This is a genomic window from Candidatus Hinthialibacter antarcticus, assembly GCA_030765645.1.
Classification (GTDB): domain Bacteria; phylum Hinthialibacterota; class Hinthialibacteria; order Hinthialibacterales; family Hinthialibacteraceae; genus Hinthialibacter; species Hinthialibacter antarcticus.
The window spans coordinates 1-20404 of record JAVCCE010000062.1; the positions used below are offsets into that span (position 1 = coordinate 1).

14 protein-coding genes are annotated in these 20404 nt (G+C 53.8%); 7 read left to right on the top strand and 7 right to left on the bottom strand.

The features are described 5' to 3' along the window. Nucleotides 1-714 precede the first annotated feature (714 nt). Both hslV and hslU read left to right on the top strand, forming a co-directional pair. The gene (gene hslV / locus P9L94_15090) at nucleotides 715-1314 is read left to right on the top strand and encodes an ATP-dependent protease subunit HslV (GenBank protein MDP8245408.1); all 600 of its coding nucleotides are present in this window, start codon (nucleotides 715-717) and stop codon (nucleotides 1312-1314) included. Further along, entirely contained in the window at nucleotides 1311-2723 is a 1413-nt protein-coding gene (gene hslU, locus P9L94_15095; GenBank protein ID MDP8245409.1) for an ATP-dependent protease ATPase subunit HslU, read from the top strand. The genes hslV and hslU overlap by 4 nt, the downstream gene beginning before the upstream one ends. Before the next feature lie 142 nt (nucleotides 2724-2865). Here hslU and P9L94_15100 read toward each other — a convergent pair whose 3' ends face one another. The 4 genes from P9L94_15100 to P9L94_15115 form a co-directional block, all read right to left on the bottom strand. Further along, complete coding sequence (locus P9L94_15100) at nucleotides 2866-3486, bottom strand: prepilin-type N-terminal cleavage/methylation domain-containing protein (protein ID MDP8245410.1); 621 nt, start codon at nucleotides 3484-3486, stop codon at nucleotides 2866-2868. Between the two features lie 649 nt (nucleotides 3487-4135). Then, on the bottom strand, nucleotides 4136-4747 hold the full coding sequence (locus P9L94_15105) for a prepilin-type N-terminal cleavage/methylation domain-containing protein (protein MDP8245411.1): 612 nt from the start codon (nucleotides 4745-4747) through the stop codon (nucleotides 4136-4138). Nucleotides 4748-4995: 248 nt separating this feature from the next. After that, complete coding sequence (locus tag P9L94_15110; protein ID MDP8245412.1) at nucleotides 4996-5277, bottom strand: EscU/YscU/HrcU family type III secretion system export apparatus switch protein; 282 nt, start codon at nucleotides 5275-5277, stop codon at nucleotides 4996-4998. 11 nt (nucleotides 5278-5288) lie between these two features. Next, nucleotides 5289-7253 carry a HEAT repeat domain-containing protein gene (locus P9L94_15115; GenBank protein ID MDP8245413.1) on the bottom strand — a complete coding sequence of 655 codons (1965 nt, stop codon included), beginning with the start codon at nucleotides 7251-7253 and terminating at the stop codon, nucleotides 5289-5291. 816 nt (nucleotides 7254-8069) lie between these two features. Here P9L94_15115 and P9L94_15120 point away from each other — a divergent pair. Further along, nucleotides 8070-9398: an adenylate/guanylate cyclase domain-containing protein gene (locus P9L94_15120; GenBank protein ID MDP8245414.1), complete on the top strand. Its 1329-nt coding sequence runs from the start codon at nucleotides 8070-8072 to the stop codon at nucleotides 9396-9398. A gap of 494 nt (nucleotides 9399-9892) precedes the next feature. Here P9L94_15120 and P9L94_15125 read toward each other — a convergent pair whose 3' ends face one another. The 3 genes from P9L94_15125 to P9L94_15135 all read right to left on the bottom strand — a co-directional run bounded on the left by P9L94_15125 (nucleotide 9893) and on the right by P9L94_15135 (nucleotide 14725). Continuing rightward, nucleotides 9893-11581, bottom strand: a complete 1689-nt coding sequence (locus P9L94_15125; GenBank protein MDP8245415.1) for an ADP-ribosylglycohydrolase family protein — start codon at nucleotides 11579-11581, stop codon at nucleotides 9893-9895. Nucleotides 11582-11680: 99 nt separating this feature from the next. After that, the gene (gene trpC, locus P9L94_15130) at nucleotides 11681-12466 is read right to left on the bottom strand and encodes an indole-3-glycerol phosphate synthase TrpC (GenBank protein ID MDP8245416.1); all 786 of its coding nucleotides are present in this window, start codon (nucleotides 12464-12466) and stop codon (nucleotides 11681-11683) included. Between the two features lie 6 nt (nucleotides 12467-12472). Beyond that, entirely contained in the window at nucleotides 12473-14725 is a 2253-nt protein-coding gene (locus P9L94_15135; GenBank protein MDP8245417.1) for a DUF2298 domain-containing protein, read from the bottom strand. A 299-nt stretch (nucleotides 14726-15024) separates the two neighbouring features. Between P9L94_15135 and ggt the strand changes: the two genes are divergently transcribed. From ggt to P9L94_15155, 4 genes are all read left to right on the top strand, one after another. Continuing rightward, a complete protein-coding gene (ggt, locus tag P9L94_15140) occupies nucleotides 15025-16719 on the top strand; it encodes a gamma-glutamyltransferase (protein MDP8245418.1) in 1695 nt (564 codons plus the stop codon). Continuing rightward, the gene (locus P9L94_15145) at nucleotides 16719-17585 is read left to right on the top strand and encodes a metallophosphoesterase (protein ID MDP8245419.1); all 867 of its coding nucleotides are present in this window, start codon (nucleotides 16719-16721) and stop codon (nucleotides 17583-17585) included. The genes ggt and P9L94_15145 overlap by 1 nt, the downstream gene beginning before the upstream one ends. A 92-nt stretch (nucleotides 17586-17677) precedes the next feature. Beyond that, a complete protein-coding gene (locus tag P9L94_15150; protein MDP8245420.1) occupies nucleotides 17678-19171 on the top strand; it encodes an AMP-binding protein in 1494 nt (497 codons plus the stop codon). 62 nt (nucleotides 19172-19233) lie between these two features. After that, nucleotides 19234-20217 carry a nucleoside hydrolase gene (locus P9L94_15155; GenBank protein MDP8245421.1) on the top strand — a complete coding sequence of 328 codons (984 nt, stop codon included), beginning with the start codon at nucleotides 19234-19236 and terminating at the stop codon, nucleotides 20215-20217. Nucleotides 20218-20404 lie beyond the last annotated feature (187 nt).

Consider the following 20404-nt stretch of genomic DNA (forward strand, 5'->3'; position numbering starts at 1 on the left):
CTTTATCACAAATTGAATTGCGTTTTTTGACGCTTTTTCGTGAATTCTTGATCTTTCGCTGTATCAGGCATGGGTACAACTCTGCTCGCTTCAGTGCGGGCTTTCAAGCCCTTATGCACAGGCGCTCCCAGAGTTGCACCCATGCTTGATTGGTTTATCAATTTTTGATATGCCGGAGCCCGTTTCTGAATCAAAAAAATGCCCATCCATCAAGGCAAGTACTCGCTTACCGGATGAACCTTAAAAGAATTGGCGCCAGACACTGGAGCAATGTCATTGACTTAAGACTCGGAGCCCAGGCTTTTCGCCCCTCTTTTTAAGGGGGGTGGCGCTGAAAGCGCCGGGGGGATATCAAAACAGCACAAACAAAGCGATACATTCAAGCAATATCTCAAGGGCTGCCGTCGCTTCGTGACGCCTTGGCTCGCCACCCCTTAAGTCAATGACATTGGACCCTGGAGCGCCTCTGTCCACAGAGGCAATACAATGCGCGTGTGGAGGCTGGAAAGAGGGCGCGCCGCATACGCGATTCGATGCTCGCAGTGATGATTGTCGTTCTCTGCGCGGTGATCGCTTTCTCCAGTACGCGCTGCGGCGTTTTCATTTTCGGGTTGGGGTGACTACAATGTAACGATTGGCGCTTTTTTTCGTTGTAAGAAGTGGATGCCAGAATTGATTTCTGAGTACACGGAAAATGGAGTATTCATATAGATGATGATTGAACCTGGCCGCCAAGGCGGCTCCTTTCACGCGACAACCATTCTTTCCGTCCGGCGCGGCGACCAAGTGGTCATCGCAGGCGACGGACAAGTGACGCTGGGCGATACGGTGATGAAAACCAGCGCCAGAAAAGTCCGCCCCATGTTTGAGGGCGCGATCTTGTCTGGGTTCGCGGGCGCGTCCGCCGACGCGTTTACCCTGTTTGAAAAATTCGAAGGCAAGTTAGATGAATTTAACGGCAACCTGACCCGCTCAGCGGTCGAACTCGCCAAAGAATGGCGCACCGACAAGATGCTGCGCCATCTCGAAGCGCTGTTGATCGTCTGCGACGCTGAGCGCACCCTGGTGATCTCAGGCACTGGCGACGTGATCGAGCCGGACGACGGCGTGATCGCGATTGGCTCCGGCGGGCCCTACGCTCAGGCGGCGGCGAAAGCGCTGTTGAAATTCACCGAAATGCCTGTAAAAGAGATTGCAATCGAAGCTATGAAACTGGCGGCGGAAATCTGCGTCTATACCAACGACACCATCACCGTCGAAACGCTGCCCAATGAAGACGAGAGCGAAACCAAGGAAGAAACGAAAAAAGAATGACTGATACCCCCAATGTCCCTGTCGTAAGCCAAACCAACGCTGTCCCTGGATTAACGCCCAAGCAAATCGTCGCCGCATTGGATAAATACATCATCGGCCAGGACGACGCCAAAAAAGCGGTCGCCATCGCCTTGCGCAACCGCGCCCGGCGGCGTTTGTTGAGCGATGAATTACAAGAAGAAATCCACCCCAAAAACATCATTATGATCGGCTCGACCGGCGTCGGAAAAACCGAAATCGCCCGGCGGCTGGCCAAACTCGAGGACGCGCCGTTCATTAAAATTGAAGCCTCCAAGTTCACCGAAGTGGGCTATGTGGGGCGCGACGTGGAGTCGATCATTCGCGATCTGGTCGAGATGGCGGTCACTCACGGGCGCCAAAGAGGGCTAGAAGCCTGCACCGCCGCCGCTGAGAAAAGCGCGGAAGAACGCATTCTTGATCTGCTGGTGCCAAATAATTTTCCCCGCCAACCGTCGCCGTCGTCCACTGAAAACGCCGTGGAGCAGGAAACGCCCGAGAAGCGGCTGGCGGCGACCCGCGAGCGCTTTCGCGAAATGCTGCGCGAAGGCAAGTTGGAAGAACGCGAGGTTGAGATTGAAGTGCAGGATGGCGGCAAGAACGTCGTGGTCGGCATTCCCCCCAACATGGGGCTGGAAGAAATGGGTATCGACCTGCGCGACATGGTCGACAAGATGATGCCCTCCAAGCGCAAACGCAAAAAGATGAAAATCGAGGACGCGCGCCCGTTTTTAGTTCAGGAAGAAGCCGACCGCTTGCTCGACATGGAAGAAATTACTCAAGACGCGGTCGATAAAGTGCAGGAGTCGGGCATCGTGTTTCTCGACGAGATCGACAAAGTGGTCGGGCGCGACAGCGGCTCCGGGCCGGACGTGTCACGCTCCGGCGTGCAGCGCGACATTCTGCCGTTGGTCGAAGGTTCGACGGTTTACACCAAACACGGCCTCATTAAAACTGACCACATTCTCTTCATTGCGGCGGGCGCGTTCCACGGCTGCAGCCCCTCCGACCTGATGCCGGAACTGCAGGGCCGCTTCCCCATTCGGGTCGAACTCGACGACCTCGACGAAGACGACTTCAAGCGCATTCTGACCGAGCCGAAAAACTCGTTGATCCGTCAATATGAAAACCTGTTGCAGACCGAAGGCGTGACCATTGATTTTAAAGAAGACGCCATCGAAGAACTGGCGGCGATGGCGGCGACCATTAATCAGGAAACCGAGAACATCGGCGCGCGGCGTCTGCATACGATTTTAGAAAGCGTGTTGGAAGATATTTCGTTTGAAGCGACCGACATGGCGGGGCAGACGGTCACCATTGACCGCGCCTATGTGAAAGAGCAACTGGGCGACATCGTCGACGACGCCGACCTCTCACGCTATATTTTGTAAGCCGGATTAATTTTGGAAAACCGAACGGAGCGCAGACTGTTGCGCTCCGTTTTTTTTGATTCTCACTTGCGCCAATCATTATAACAGTTCCCTCACCCCAACCCTCTCCCACTGGGAGAGGGAGTAAGTTGTAGCATTTCATTCACGGGCCGACGCGAATAATGTCGCCGTCGCTGGTGATTCCATTCGAGGGGTTGTATTCGTGCTGGAGAAGCCACTGTTCGCTTTCGCGGAACGCGACCTTGTTGCGGTCACTGATACGCGCTCCAGTGTAATGACATTCAAACAGTTCTTCGATCTCGTTGCCGTCGCGCTGATCGGGGCCCCAACTCGACAGAATGTAATAACTCTGTCCGTTCGAGCCATAGCCATAGCCTTCTTCATTGCCGTCGCCGCGAAACGGGTCCGCAGGCAATGAGGAAATATACGCAACCGGCGTGGTGAGATAAAACCGGCGGGCGCTGCTGCCTGAGCCGACCATAATATGGACGAAGTCAACCACCCAGTCGCTGGGGTCTTCGTCAACGCCCCGATATTGGCGGCGCATCTGCAACCGGTTTGAGCAGTCAGCGGGCGGATAGCCGCTGTTGTCGATGTAAAACGCTTCGAGCGCACTTTGGATGCTGCGCATCTCGGACTGAGCGCGCGCGACTTTGGCGCGCACTTGCGCATTCATGAAGTTCGGGACGGCGATGGCGGCCAGAATGCCGATAATCGCGACAACAATTAACAACTCGATAAGCGTGAAACCAGATCGTCTCATGATCTTGTCCTCCAAGGGTCGGCTCCAAAACAGGGCCGCGCCGGGTGAGGCTGTCGGCGTCGTTTCCATCTTGGGCGTATGACTCATGAATGAGTCCAGGATTGGATATCGCCCTTGTTGGAACCGCGCGTCGACTTGAGACGATCAACTGCGATCTATGTCAACTTCACTTCGCTGTATGAGCGGATAATTAGATAGATAAAACCCACACAGTTTGCTCTGTTAAAAAGTATCGGATTTTTTGTCCGAACTAACAATAGTGTAATCGTAAAAAGTTGTCACAAGTTTTTTAGGAAGAGGCGGCTTAAAGCGCCAGGGGGGATTCGGGCGCAACGCGTTGCGCCCCTACAGGGCTGATATATTTTTGTTTCGCTGCTTCAAGGGCTACCGCCGCCTCGTTTCCAAGGCGGCGGTTGGGATTTCTGGTGGGTTAAGAACCCACCCTACAACTGAGGTGTCAATTGCGAGGAAGTAAAACGACCGAAGCAATCTCATTATTCGACAAGCGAGATCGCTTCGCTGCGCTCGCGATGACACAACTAAAGTCTTTGCCTAAAGACGATGTTTTTATTTCTAGAACCGGACAACGAAAAAAGCCGGTGGAAAATTCCACCGGCTTTCTTGATAAACGATTTGCAACAATGCGTGATTATGGCCCAACGCGGAAGATGTCGCCGTCGCTGGTGATGCCGTTTGACGCGTTATAGATGAACTGACCAAGCAGATACTTGCTGTCACGAACACCAACCTTGCGCGTGTCTGTGAAGCGAGCGCCGGTGTATTCACGTTCGTCAAAACCTTCTGTGCTGCCGAGACCGTCTTGTTGGTCTGGGCCCCAGCTGGACAGAATGTAATAACTCTGACCATTGGAACCATAGCCATAGCCCCATGTGGTACCATCACCGTGGAACGGGTCGAACGGAAGCGACGAAATGTACGCGACCGGAGTGGTCAGGTACAAACGACGAGCGTTACTGCCAGTACCGATCATGATGTGAGCAACATTAACATCAGGCTCAGTCAAACCTTTGTACTGACGACGGCTGCGCAGACGGTCGCTATCCATGAACGGATAGCCGTTGTTGTCGATGAAGAATGATTCCAGTGAATTCTGGATATTCCGCATTTCCGACTCTGCCCGAGCAACTTTCGCGCGAACCTGTGCGTTCATAAAATTCGGCACGGCGATCGCGGCGAGGATGCCGATAATGGCAACAACAATAAGAAGCTCAATTAGCGTAAACCCTTGCAGTTTTTTCATCCCATTTCACCACCTTTCTGATTTTGTAAATCGTTACGGTTTGCTTCGCCTTTCGGCGAAGCCCCTACTCTTATGACGCAGTTCAGGTCTGACAAATAATAGATAATAAAGCCGTGACTTTGCTCTGCGTCATTCGAGCAATGGGATGTGACTGCACTTGCATGAGGGCTTACGCAGTCCTCCCCGACCAACGGTTACTATGTTCTATCACAACAGAAATGTCAAGTCAACCGGTTTTTGCACTGAAGTTAGGAAGTTTTTGAGAACGTCCCATTCATCCGATAGACAAAAGCCGACACTTCTGCGACCGCCTTATAGAGGTCTTCGGGAATTTCCCGGCCTAAATCAATCGAACTTAACACTTCAACCAAATCGGGGTCTTCATAAAGCGGAACGTCGTGTTGTTCTGCGAGCGCAATGATGCGTTCGGCGATTTCTCCCTGGCCTTTGGCGGTGACGGTCGGCGCCTGCTTGTCTTCGGCGTCATATTTTAATGCCACCGCGCGTTTGCGTTTGGGGCGAGCATCCATGAGGTTTAGGCTCAGGCGATTTCAAAGGATAGATTCAAGCGGTTGCGCAACGCTTTTTGGGTCGCGACGCGCACGTTGCGGTCAGGGTCTTGCAGGAAAGGCATGAGGGCGCGCAGGTCTTCTTCTGACCCTTTCAAGCCAATGCCGCGCACCGCCATCTCGCGTACAGACGCGCGCTTGTCATTGGCGGCGTCGCGGAGATGGTTAATCAAATGGTCCATCCCTTTCGCAACGCCCAACACCCAAAGCGCACTGGCTTTGGTAAACTCATCTTCGCTATCCAAGAGCTCCGACAATTTTTCTTCGTATTCTTTGAAGCCCCAGTTCAATAATTTTGCGAGGGCGTTTCCACATTCTCTGCGGTTGCCTTCTTCGGCGGCTTTTTTCGCGAGTTCAATCATGTCATCGCTATCGGGCTTTTCGTCGGGCAAGAGGTCAAACGCATTGGCGCGAACACGGGGGTCAGGGTCAGAAAAGAACGGTTTGGCGAGACGAAAGCGGGTGTCAGCGTCTTTGATGCGCCCAAACCCAATGATGGAGGTTGCGCGAATTTTGGGGTTTTGGTCTTTCGCCATGCGGCGGTATTCGGCCATCGCTTCGCCCAGTTCGCTGGCTTCGAGCATCTTTAAATAGCGAATGCGGTCTACTTCATCAGGAGATTCTGAGAGATACACAATTTCTTTGAAGAAAGTGGGCTTCATCTTTTGCAACCACTTTAAAATCTTGTGGCGCTTTTGGTTGGTGAAGGTGTCAAAATTCGTCAGCAGCATTTCTTTGACGATCTTGAACATGGTGGTGACAACGCCCTGACGTACTTTCTTTTTCTTGCTGCGGGTCAGGTGCGAGATTTTTTCCAGAATCGACAGGTCGCCTTTTTTTTGCAAGTAACGCAAGGTCGCAAGCAAAACCTGTTCGTCGGTGTCGGTCAAAAATTCAAACACTTCATGGCGCAAGCCCAGCGTTTCGCTCTCGCCCAAAATTTTTAATACGCGAATGCGGATGCGCGAGTCGTCTAATTGCAAACAGCGCAACAGAAACGCCAGGTTCTGCTCGGCGCCGACTGCTTCAAGCAGGTCAAACAACACGATGCGGTCAGGCGGGTTCATGTGTTTGATGAGGCCCTGAAATTCGACCAGGATACGGTAATGCTGTAAGACGAACGCCACCTTGACGAACTCGTCGCGGCTTAATTTACGAATCGCGTTGAGATGGTGGGTGACATTGTCGCCGCTGTTGCGCACCGCAATCGCCAGGAAGCCAGTCAAGCGCGAAACAACCGCTTCGTTCTGCTGCAACAAACCGTGATACATTACCGACATCGAACCGTCGGTTTGATAGCGCACCAACTCTTCATGAAACAGCGAATACTGCGGCAGTTCGAGATTGAGATACATCTCCCAGAACAGGTCTTCATCCAGCGGGGCGACTTTAAACAAAAACTGCAACGCCTGAAATTTCGGCGAGCGTTTCGAGGCGAATAAGGGTTGATAGAGTGCGGTCAGCGCGTCTTCAACTTCTTCGCGCAGCAGCTCGCCGCGTTCGCGCCGGGAGACTCCATTTTTAATCAAGGTCGTCAGACTGCGCTTGGTTTCGTCGACCACTTCCTGATGATAATCTTCAATGCCGGAAACCAGATAGCGGACGATATCCAACCGTCCGCTTTTCGCCAGTAAACGAATGCCGCCGACCCTCACCTGCCACATCGGGCATGAGAGCTCGTTCATCAGCATATCAAAGTCGACTTTAGAATGATCGAGGATCTCCCAACAGCGGTCTCGCATGTCGGGATTTTCGCTGGCCATCATCCATAACAATAGGCGATGGTGCCACGGCGTTTGCCCCGGCGCCGAAATGGCGTCTAGCGCTTCCCAGCGTTTTTCTTCGCCATACTTCCCAAACAGAGTTTGGGATATACGGTCAGGTTTACCGCTGAGAGTGAACGGAAGATCGTTCGAGTTGGAAAACGGATTCTTCAAAAGTCAGTCTCGCGCTGCTTGATTTACGGCGTAATAGCCGGGCAACCACTAGAGGGCAGAGAGTAAACGCCCATCATGTAATAGATCACGACAAAACATTTAACAATTAAAACAGACAATACAAAACAATTCTATCGCAAGTTCCGTGCAAGAATAGGCGCCAATTTCTTAAAGTGAGTATTTTATAGTGGTTGTTAGAATACTGTGCGGGTTGAGTTTTCATCACTGTATCTATCGCTGAGCCCTACGGGCGCGCTTAATGCACTGTGTTTTGTCATACGCTCCAGGGTCGTTCTATCAGGCATTCAATAAAAACATTGCAATAAAGTCAACTCAATACCAGAAATAAATAGCATGTAACGAAACAACGCTAACCGCCCGGAGAAAGTCTTCGCGCAAAAAATTCCCTCCTGAAATTACACATAGGGTAATTTTTGCGTCCAGTAACATAATGAAACGGTTGCATGGAAAATACCTTAACTAGTTTTATATATAAATTCTCTCAATTTAGACTTTATCTTAAATGAAAGTCTGCGATTACGAACTGTTCGACGAACCGTTTTTTTATTAAGATTGTGATAAAAAACTATAGAATAGACCGATTTTCATCTACTATATAATTTCTCAATACTAACAAATGATCGAACTGGATTTATCATTTCACGAAAATGATAGAAATTTAGGTTTTCATTTCTCTGAAATGCTATATGTGGTTTGGTCGCAATAATTTCTTTTTTTCTGTTCTTCATTGTAATATCACTACGTTGGGCGACACCGTAAGAACAACAGACTTAACACACTAGGGTGATACAACCAATGCGTGACGCTCAATCGTTTAACCGCAGCTCCAGTAGCTCAAACGAACTCGAAGACCGTTTAAAAAAAGCGCTGGAGACCCGCGACCGGGTCGAACAAACCTTTCGCGACGAAAACCAACAGCTGTGGACGATCATATTCATTGATGTTTCGTCGTCCGCCAATGATGTCTGGAAAATGGATAGCAACGCAGCAGACGCTATCTTCGCCGATTATCAATCTCACGCCCGCGAGGGCCTGTTAGAGTATGGGCCGACCTTTATTGATCCCACCGGCGGGCCGCAGATTATCGCCTGTTTTGATACGCCCGAAGCCGCGCTAAAAGCGGCGGAGTCTGTATTGAAATATCTGGACGAATGGAACGATTCGCGCCCGGCGGAGACGCCGTTGAAACCCGCATTCGGTATTCACCAGGGCTACGTTGTCTACAAAGACGGCGCCTTGCTTCAGTCTAATACGGCCAACATGGCCGCCCGCGTCAAAAGCAAAGCCCAGCCCGGCCAAATTCTGGTGTCGTCGCAGATTTATAAAATCCTGCGCGCTTCGGCGGATTTTGAATTTAAAAAAATCGGAACTTTTGATCTTAAAAATATTCCCGAACCGCAAGACCTCTATCAAGCCTATCATGATGATATCGGCTCGGCGCCAGTCTCCAGCAAAAAACCCAGCATCAAAGATCAATTGGCGGCGTTGAAAAAAGATAAAGTCAAACCCGTCGTCAGCGAACGCCACAGCCATGATTGGGCGATGGTTTACATTGACGTGTGCGGCTCGACCAAAAAGTTTTGGAGCTACGGCGACCGCGAAGCCACCCGCCTCATCGAAGAATATCAGAAAATATGCAACAAAGCGTTCACTTCGCAGGGGTGCGAATTTTTGCGCAGTTGCGAAGGCGACCAGATTATTGCCGGCTACGAGGTCGACAACATCGACCGCGCCGCCGTCGCGGCGATTCAAATTTTGCAATCATTGTTTAAGCGCAACATGACAGTGCGCGACGTACAAAAGGTGCAAGCGGCAATCGGCATCCACGTCGGCGAAGTGGTGTTCCAAGGCTCGGAACTGCTGCAGAGCAAAGACATGCGCATCGGCAAATCGACCCAGTCGAAAGCCGAGTCGGAAGAAATTTTGATTACCCAGGCGACCTTAGAAAAACTGCATCCAGACTTACATCAGTTCATTGAAGAATATGACGTAGTGGCGTTTGACGGGCTGCCCGATCAATACGCGCTGCATACCATCAAATGGTCGCGTACGCAATTAAACTCGACCTACTTGCGAAAACTGCTGACCACCATGCCGCGCGTGAGTCGGCCTAAATATAAGTAGATACGTTGATTTAAGGGTTAGAAACGCCTCAAGGGCTGGTCTCATTTCATTCAGCCTTGGCTCGCCACCCAACGCCTAACACATGCCCCTCTTATTAAGGGGGGACGGCGCGTAAGCGCCAGGGGGGATTTCAAAAGCGAGTCCTGCCTGCCGCAGGCGAGTCTCCCGACGAGCCGCGAAGATGAGAAACGGAGTCGCATTTATGCGGCTGCCTTCAAGGGCTGGTCTCATTTCATTCGGCCCTGGCTCGCCACCCAACCCAACGCCTAACCTATGCCCCTCTTTTTAAGGGGGGACGGCGCGTAAGCGCCAGGGGGGATTTCAAAAGCGAGTCCTGCCTGCGGCAGGCAGGCCGCGTCGCTCGCGATGACACAACTTAATGTATCAAACGAAAGTCGTCGCCTAAAGGCGAGCATTTTACTCCCAGAAACAGACATAAAAACAGGGACGCAAAATACTGCGCCCCTGTCGTGTGATTAGAATGGTTCTCGTTCTTATTTGATATCGACGCGCGCCCAATAGGCCGTCGATAAGTCCCACACGCTGGTTCCGTTTTCGAGCGCCAGGGTTACGGTTTGTCCGGCGTATTTGGACAGGTCGATCTTAAACTCCTGCCAATTGGCTTGGTGTTTCTCGCCAATGACCGCTTTTTCAAATTCCACTTGATCGTTGACGAAGACGCGAAGAATCCATCCCGTGTTTTGGGCGAGGTTGGATGCGCCCGCGATCACCGTCAGTTTGGGCGAACCGCCGGGCACCGCGACGGAGCGGGTCATACGCGCCGGGACTTCACGCGAAACCGGGGCGGTGACAAAGACGTTGTCGCGGCCTTCATACTCGTCCCAACGGCCTGCGTATATTTGTCCGCCGCAGTTGAGCAGCGTCCAGTCGGGCTGCCATTGGTTTAACTCTTTTTGCACTCGCGCAAAAAATTGGTCAGCGCGGCGTGTGTCGAGAGTGGCCCATTCGGCTTCGAAGCCGCCGCGATCAAATGTTACGCGACGGTCGGGCGTATACGCGGTTTCAATCGGCACCGAAAAATATTCGCGCTGACCGAGGGTTTGTTTTGTTCCACCGCGCCGTTCGATGACCAATTGGGCTTGATCGACGCTGGCTGAAACCAAACTGTTTAGACTGTGTCCTTTAAACAAGAATGCGGCGTTGGCGTACCGGGTTACGCCGGAGGCGAAGGCTTCGGGCAGACGGCCATAGCCTAATACCGCGCCCAACACGCCGCAGGCGCTGGCGCTGGGTCGTGGATCGCCGCGTCCACAGCGAGACGATAAGTAAAGCGTCATTTCAAAATCGCCCTTGCCATATAACAGGCTGAGCGCGACATAGCCGCCGATTTGCGCAGCAGATTCACTATTACCGCCGCCGCGCTCCATCACCATGCGGGCGCATGCGGCCCAGTCGTTGGGGTTGGCGCGGTGAAAATCGACCACGGCCCTGACCATTTGGGCGTAGCGGCTGTCGGGCGGAAGCGAAGCGCGTCCGCTTTCGACCACGGCGGCGACGTCGTCATTCATCATGGCGGTCGCGAGCATGGCGGCGATGAAATTGGCCCCATAGACGCCGTCGGCGTACGCAAACGCTTCGCCGTACGGTTGAATCAAACGGATCGCGGTTTGCGGCATCCCCGGCGACAGCATGGCGAGAATGTCGATGTTATTTTGAAAATGGGGCGAGTCAGCGAACGGGTTGTACTTAGGGCGCCCTGAGTCGGGCGGCATGATGCCCGCGCGGATATTCTGCTGCACCGCCTGATTGCCGCCGGTGTAGGAATGGGGCGTTCGCGCGAAGATGAGCGCAGCTTCCGTGGGTGAAATACTGATGCCCTTGGCCTGCATCGCCTCAAACAGCGTAATCGACGGCAGGATGGTTTCCGATTCGAGGGCGCGGGTGGTCCAATCGGGGTTCCAGGCGGGCAGGACAACGTCCGATGGGGCCACGTTGGGTTGAGCGATGACGGACGCGCCATAGGCGGCGCCGATCATTTTGCCCGCGATGCCGCCGCGCAGCGCGTTTTCGTAGTCAAAAACAGACAGGCGTTGCGTCGCCAGCGTTTTACGTTTTCCATCGAATACATTCTTGAATGTGTCGCTGATGTTTTCCGTCACGCCGCATGAAGCCAGGCAAAGGGCAATCACAGCAAACAGGCTCAATCGAAGGGAAGAAGCCATGCAGAAAACCTCCAAAATAATCGGTCTATGATTTTACTAAATTTTGGTTTCATTATGCGGGGAACGGGCGCAATTCGGAAGGCGCCGTTTGTTTTCACGCTAGCCAATCAGGTCGGCGATTTGTTGTTTCATGTCGCCTGATTTCATAATGGAGGTTCCAACTTGGATGGCGTCAACCCGCACGGTCTCGAGCCGCGCTACGTCATCGCGGGTAAACACGCCGCTCTGGCTGACCACCACCCGCCCAGATGGAACCAGGCGCCGTCGTGAAAGGGTGGTATTCAGATCGACGGTCATGGTTTCAAAATCGCGGTTATTGACGCCAATGGTTTGTGCGCCGATGGAGGCGAGAAACGCAATTTGTTCTACCGTATGCCCCTCGGCGAGGACGTGCAGCCCCAGCTCGTCGGCTTTGTCGTAGAGCCGCTTGTAATCATCCGGCGGCAACACCTGCGCCATCAACAACACGGCGTCGGCGCCAATGGCGCGGCTTTCGTAGAGCTGATATTCATCAATGGTGAAGTCTTTGCGCAACACCGGCAGCGAGACCGCTGCTTTGGCGGCCTGCAGATGCTGGTCGGTTCCTGAAAAATATTTGAGATCGGTCAAGACAGAAATCGCCGATGCGCCGCAATCTTCAAACAGACGGGCGGTTTCAGCAGCGTCAAAATTTTTATTGATGGAACCCGCCGACGGCGATGCGGCTTTGATTTCCGCCAGCAGTTTCAGCGGGCCGTCGGGGTCGCGTTTGAGCGCGGCGTGAAAGTCGCGGCAGGGCGGCGCCGACTGCGCCTGCTCTATCAACGCTTCGAGCGGCGTCTGCGCCTTTCGCGCTTCGACTTCGGCGCGTTTGTGTTCGATGATTTCGACTAAAATGCCTTGCATGTTTTTTTACTCCGCGCTGCTTTGCGGGACGCGATACAACTCATACGGCCCCGCTTCTTGAATGATCGGCTCTAAGCGCTGCCGAAAGGCGCCTGCGAGAATTTTCGCCAGCGCGTTTTGCATTTCTTGATTCACGGGACGCGCAACGACAATATAATCGACGCCGTATTTTTCGAGTATAGGCTGGGCGAGCGCCCAATTTTGCGTCGTTAAAACCGTCATCACTTCGTTGAAGCGTTCGCTAACCTCTTTGTCGCCTTCGGCGTCGCGCCAGATGTATTCATGGTTGCGCCAACCCAGCAGGCTGGAGCGTCCGGTCGCGGCGGACGCCATGCTGTCGAGTTCATAACCGCCGCCTGGCAGTTCCAGCAACACCGCGTCGCGGTCGGCGTTTTCGTCCAGCCATTGAATGATCTTGTAGAGGTTGGGGTTGTATTTTTCCATATACCCCAGCCCGTTCAGAGAGACCACCCGCTCTTCTTTGATGCCCATGAACGACGCCAGCGTGTAGGCCGGGCCTGCCAGCGCCATCAATAAAATTAACACTGCTGGAACCATCGCGCCGATTTGCTGGGACGTTTTGGGCAAGCGTTTCGCCGCGTGATAAACCAACGGCGGCAGCGCGACGCCCATCAGCAGCCACGCCGGATAATGAATTTTGAACAGCGTGTTCATACGGGCGGTGCCGTAATTATCTTTGAGAAAGAAATACTCGCAACCCGCGATCAGCGACCACGCCAACGCGCAGGCGATCAGGCAAAACACTTCGACTTGCAGCGCCTTGCCGCGCAACGCCAGCGGGCTGGACGGGGTCGCCGCCATCCATGCGGTCAGCAAGAACAGAATCGCAATCGTGGGGGCGACCGCCGCCGCAACGTACCCGGTCCATCCCCAGAGAATAACTTCGACAATGCCGATGATGGCGATCAATGCGCCCAGTTCTTCCTGGCTGCGTTTATAAAACGCGGATGGCAGCCGCAGAGCAAAGAAGTACAACACCGCCAGCGTGTGGATGCCGAATACCATCAAGAATTGATAGAGCGTGGTGTTATGCGGCGAGGGCTGCACCACCTTGTCGCCCAGCGGGCTGACGAAATTCAACCAGAACGGCGCCGCGAACAGATAGCCAATAATCGGCAACACGATAACCACTTTGAGCAACGTCGCGCGAAGCAGCGAGCGCTTGCCGACGCTCCAAGCGATATAGGCCGCCGAACCTACGCAGCCCGCCAGCAGAAAAGCGCCGACGGGAAAATCAAACAAATTGGTCGGCATGATGAGCGCCATCGACGCGGCGCCGACTCCCAGCAAAGGCCATTCGCGTTTGAGAAAACGCAAGAGCGTCATGCGCGAAAGCGATGCGAATATCGCATACGTTATTACGAAAAAGAACAAGATAAACGGGATGTTAGAATAATGCGGATGCAGGTCGGCCCACAGTATCGAGAAGAAGGGAAATTCGTTGATGGTATTTCCGTCAGGGTCAACAATGACGCGCGAAGTGTTCCACAAATATTGGAACCGCCATTGCCATAGTGTTTGCGGCATTTGTTCGCGGGACAATGCGATGTTCCAGGCGGCCAGGTTGCCAGCAAACAAAGTGCAAGCGACCGAAATCGCGCCCCAGCGGCAGCGCCCGAACAACTCGCGGCCCAACACAAACGCCACCGCCGCCGCCATCGCCGCCACTGCTGCGACAGAGAGGTTGTAAGCAAACGCAGGCAAAATTCCCGTCAGTTTGGCGATCACCGAATGCAGCATGTAGCCGCCGTAATGGTAATTGATCGTCCCGCCAAAAAACCACGGATCAGGCGGTGGAATCTGGGTGTTGTTTATCATGCCGCTGAGAAACATCAGGTCCATCGGCTTTTCGGTATGGTCGATGTTGGGTTCATAGCGGCGCATGAACAACACCAGCCCATAAACGAACAAGGTGATGATCTCGCCGTTGAGCGCGGTGCGCCAGCAGGTTTTCAATCGGCGCAGCATCCAGTCGCGTTTGCGCATGAAAAAACAAGCGGACGCAACGCCGACCAGAAGAAGCGAAACCACAATGCCGAACGCGCTAAAGGGCAAAACGCCGATGAACGCCAACTGCCATGCGATGAAGGTAACCAACATCCAACCCAAGGGCCGCGCCAGCAGAATGCCGCCTTCGGGCATACGGTTAAACACCCGCATCGACAGCGGCAGCGCGGCGGCGCCGAGCGCGGTCAACGTCACATACCAAAGAGCGGCGAGCAGGATATCATGCATCATTGGGAGCGCTTCTTTCAATCGCAGGTTGTCGTCGCAACATGGTATAGCTAAACTGGTTCAGATAAAGGAAGTCAATCTAGAAGCCATCTCAAAAAGGTATTGTTCTTTTTTGTGTTTGGTATGGGCGCAACTCTACTCGCTTCGGTGCGAGCTTTCAGGCCCTTTTGCACAGGCGCTGCCAGAGTTGCACCCATGCCTGAATAAGATTGTCCATTTTTGATATGCCGTAATCTCAATTCGGTATCTTTTTTTGAGATGGCTTCTAAACCGTTAGCGTACAAATCGCTGAAGAGGGTATTATGAAACAACCAATTCATCCTCAATTTATGTCGCTATTCTTCGTCGCGGTATTATGGCTCGCGCCATTGACTCATGGCGGCGCGTTTGAGCCGGTCTATGCGCGTCACGCGATGGTCGCTTCGCCCGAACCCAACGCGGCGAAAGCGGGCCTGCAAGTCTTACGCGCAGGCGGAAACGCCTTCGACGCCGCAGCGGCGATTGGCTTCGCGCTGGCGGTGACCTACCCGGCGGCGGGCAACCTGGGCGGCGGCGGCTTTCTGACCGGATACACCGCCGATGGAAAAGCCATCACCCTCGACTTTCGCGAGATGGCGCCGGGCGCCGCGACGGCGGACATGTATCTCGACGAAAACGGCGACCCTGACTCGCATCTCTCCACCGCAACCTTACTGGCGTCGGGCGTTCCCGGAACACCGCAGGGACTGCTGCGCTTTCAAGAAGATTATGGGCGCCTGCCGCGCGCGGCGGTGTTAAACCCCGCCATTCGTTTGGCGGAAGACGGCTTTGACGTTTCATACAGCCTGTCGCGGCATCTGGCGTATCAAGAAGAATTTCTGCGGCGTTTTGAATCGACATCGAAAGTCTTTTTCCCTGATGGAAAGCCGCCCGCGTTTGGCGACAAGTTGGTGCAGCGCGATTTGGGCGCCACCCTGCGCCGCATCCGCGACCGAGGCGCCGACGGTTTCTATCAAGGCGAGACGGCGGAGCGCATCGCGAACTATATGCAGCAACACGGCGGCATCATCACCAAAAAAGATTTGATGAATTATCGCTGCAAATACCGCGAGCCGTTTGTGTTCGATTATAAAAATTACCAATTGATTACTCATCCGCTGCCTAGCTCGGGCGGCGTGGTGATGGCGCAGGTGTTGAAATTGATCGAGCCGTTCGATGTCGCGGGCTTGCATCATAACTCGTCAGGCTACACCCAACTGGTGGTCGAAGCCGAACGCCTCGCCTTCGCCGACCGCAATAGCTGGATGGGCGACCCGGACTACGTTGACGTCCCGGTTGCGCAGATGATTTCAGACGAATACCTCGACCAGCGCCGCGCCATGATCCCCAAAGGCAAAGCAGGCAAAAGCGAAAATGTGGAGCCGGGCGTATTTGAACCGGAACAAACCACGCACTTCTGCGTCGTCGATCAAGACGGCAATGTCGCGGCGATTACCTACACGCTCAACGGTTCGTTCGGCATGGGCGCGGTGGTCGAAGGCGCGGGGTTTTTATTGAACAATGAAATGGACGACTTCACCGCCAAGCCGGGTACGGCGAACATGTTTGGCCTGGTGCAGATGGAAGCCAACAAAATCGAACCGGGCAAGCGCATGTTGTCCGCGATGACGCCGACTATCGTGCTCAAAGACGGCAAGTTTGACATGACCATGGGGACCCCCGGCGGGCCGACCATTATTACCACCAACCTGCAAATTTTTCTCAACTGCGTTGAGTTTGATATGAATATCCGCGAGGCGATTGACGCGGGGCGCTTTCATCACCAATGGCTGCCCGACCAGATCACCCATGAGCCGCAGGCGTTCTCATTCGACACCCGCAAGCGCTTGATTGAGATGGGCTACACGCTGAATGAACGCGACCAAATCGGCTTTGCTTGCGGCATCGAAGCCATGCCCGACGGCGTGCTTGCGGGCTATTCAGACGGGCGCGGCGAAGGGCTGGCGGTAGGCTACTGATGATGTGGCTTTCGACCGCAGCGGCTGTCGTGTTCGGCCTTTCTGTCTATGGGTGGTTTATCGAACCGCGCCGCTTCCGAACGCGAACTCTTCGGGTCGAATTGGCGGGGCCGAATGTTCGCCCGTTGAAATTATTGCACCTTTCCGACTTTCATTTTTTCAAAGGACAAACCCACCGCCGCGACGCGTTGCACCGTCTGGCGCAAAATCAATACGATTTGATTTTTATCACGGGAGACATGATCGACGACGACTCGGGCATTGATCTCTGCGTCGAAGCGCTCAAGCCGTTTCAGGCGAAGTACGGCGTGTATGCGGTGATGGGCAACCACGATTATGTGTTGTTTCGCGGCGATGATTTTATCCCGGGGTTCTCCAACAAAAATACCTGGAAATACAACGACGCAGACCGTTTGATCGCCGGGTTGCAATCCATCGGCGTCAAGGTGTTGGTGAATGAGCGCGTGGACATTGAAGTGGACGGCGAGAGGATTATCATCGCGGGTTTGGATGATCCATTTTTAAAACGCGCTGACGTCGCGAAAACCTTTGACGGCTACGACGCGTCGCTGCCGTGTTTGGCGCTGGCTCATGCGCCGGAGGTTTACGATCAGATCGCGGCGACTGGCGCCGACATGGCGTTTTGCGGGCACACGCACGGCGGGCAAATCTGTGCGCCGTTTTGGGGGCCGATCGTTACGCGCACCCAGGCGCCGCGCGCGTTCGCAGCGGGGCTGACGCGCCTCAATGGCATGACGCATTTCACTACCAACGGGTTCGGCTCGAGCCGGGTTACGCGTCCCCGTTTTTTATGTCCGCCCGAAGCGGTGGTGTTTGAAATTTGCTTTGTGCGAAACGGCGCCTAGCCCTGAACTCGAGCGTTTTTTCCTTGTAACATAAATCCCTTAATTCAGCATCTATGTAATTGACCAATTAATTTTATCCGTCGTGGGGATGTATGATGGAATTGTATTCCGCATTGCTGCATGCGTGCAGCGAATATAAAGATTCAATTGCTTTTGACGGCGAAATGGGCCGCATGACGTTTACCGAACTTCTGGGGCGTTCCAACGTCGTCGGCCATCAACTGGTGGAGCGGTTTGGAACAGAGCGGCAAAACATTGCGCTGTTGATTCCGAATACGCCGTATTTTCCGCTGGCGTTGTTTGGCCTTTTGGGCGCGGGCCATGTCGCGGTGCCCTTCAATCCGTTGTTGAACCCGGAAGAACTGGCGGCCTTGTTGACGCACGGCGAATGTAAGGTGTTGTTGTATGACCCGTACATGGAAGAGTCAGCCAAAGCCGCTCAAGCGAAAGCGGAGATTGACATAGAAATCGTCTCTGTCGCCGATCTGCTCGCGACCGAAGCGCCCAACCCTGCGCCGTTCAGCCCGCAAGTGGGCGACGACGATCTGTCGATGATTTTGTATACCTCCGGCACCACCGGCGACCCCAAAGGCGTCATGCTCACCCATAAGAACATCTATTCAAATTACGCGTCGTTTTCCGAGGTGTTTGATTTTAATTCAAAGGATACCTTTCCGTGCGTATTGCCGTTGTTTCACACTTTCGCGATGACGGTGATCCTGTTCGGCGCCTTGCTGAACGGCGCGCGCGTCTTGTTGTTCCCGCAGTTTGCGCCGCAAAAATTACTCGAAACCATATTCACTGAGAAAAGCATTATCCTGATCGCGGTGCCGCCGATGTTTTTGATGCTGGCGCGTTTCGCGCCTGAGAATGCGCCCGAAGCGCACAATCTGCGTATCACCGTTTCGGGCGGCGGCGCCTTGCCGGTCGATATCGGCGCGGCGTTTCAAAAGGCGTTCGAGCATCCGATTCTCGAAGGCTACGGGCTGACCGAAACCTCGCCCGCCGTCGCGGTGAACCGTCCTGATAATAACAAGATTGGAACCATCGGCCCGACGCTGCCAGATGTCGAAGTCGAAATTCGCGACGAAGAAGGCAAGCCCGTCCCGATGGGCGAAGTCGGCGAACTATGCGTGCGCGGCGACCTGGTAATGAAGGGCTATTATAAAAACGAAAAAGCGACGGCGGCGGTGATGTTGCCTGACGGCTTCTTGCGCACCGGCGACCTGGCGCTTGCCCATGAAAGCGGGCAGCATCAAATCGTGGGCCGCAGCAAAGACATCATCGTGAGCGGCGGCGAAAACATTTACCCGCGCGAAATCGAAGAAACCCTGCTGCGCTATCCCGGCGTGGCCGAAGCGGCGGTGGTGGCCAAAGCTGACAAACTGCGCACCGAAGTTCCGTATGCGTTTGTGAAACTCGAAGAAGAAGTCAGCGAAGAAATTACCGAATCGGAACTGCGCAAGTATTGCCGCGAACATTTGGGCGAATACAAAATCCCGGTCGCGTTTGAATTTATTGAAGAGATGCCCAAGACGGCAACGCGTAAAATCCAAAAAGAAAAACTGCGCGCCCTGCTGGCGTGAAAGCGCTGTAAGAGAGGCCGCGCATTTTTCAACGCCGTTGCGATGCGCCTGAGGAACCGCCGATGGAATTGCCAAAACGTACGCGCCCATTCATTGTATTCTGTCTAGTGGCCTTTCTTGGTTTATCTGCGCATAGCGGCCCGGTGCGCATTATCTTTGATACAGACATGGATACGGATTGCGACGACGCCGGCGCGATGGCGTTGCTTCACCATTTCGCCGATCTCGGTGAAGCGGAAATTCTCGCAACCGTCGTCAGTTCAAACTTCCCCTATTCAGCGCCGTGCGTCAGATCAATCAATGCCTACTACCATCGTCCTGGCCTGCCTATCGGCGCGCCCAAAAAACCGGGCGCTGATATCAATCGCGGCTCCCGCTATGCAAAACAAATTGCAGAAGAATTTCCAGGCGAGATCAAAACGAATGACGACGCGCCCGACGCCGTCTCCGTTTATCGACGCATTCTCGCCAAAGAAAAAAGCCACAGCGTTGTGATTGTTGTTGTTGGTTATAACACCAACCTTGCGCATCTTTTGGATAGCGGCCCTGATGATGAAAGCCCGTTGACCGGGCGCGAGTTAATCAAAGATAAAGTGAAAATGGTGGTTTGTATGGGCGGGCGCTATCCCCGCCACTTAGACCCCGGGGTGTTTGGCAATTTTAAGCCAGACCCTGCGGCGTCGGTAAAATTTGCGAACCAGTGGCCGGGTTTAATTATCTTCAGTGGACTGGGCAACGACGTGCTCACGGGCGAGTCGTTGAAAAATACGCCTCAGAATAATCCCGTGAGGAGAGCGTATCAATTGTATCTTGGCGACAAACCTGCGCGCCCCAGTTGGGACTTATTTGCGGTGCTATACGCCGTGCGACCTGATGGGCCGTATTGGATCATGCAAAAAGACGGGCGCAACCATATTTTTGAAAATGGAACCAATGAATGGCGCGATGACGACAACCCAAACCATTGGCTGTTACAAATGCAGCCCGATCAAAAAACCTTTGTAAAAAACCGCATGAATGAATGGATTTCCCGCCCGCCTAAATAATGATGCTGGTTGTCAAAATTTTGCGGTAGAGCGGCGAACCCGGGTTTTACGCCCCTCTTATTAAGGGGGGGTGGCGCTGAAAGCGCCGGGGGGATATCAAAACAGCACAAACAAAGCGATACATTCAAGCAATATCTCAAGGGCTGCCGTCGCTTCGCGACGCCTTGCCCTTGCCACCCCTTAAGTC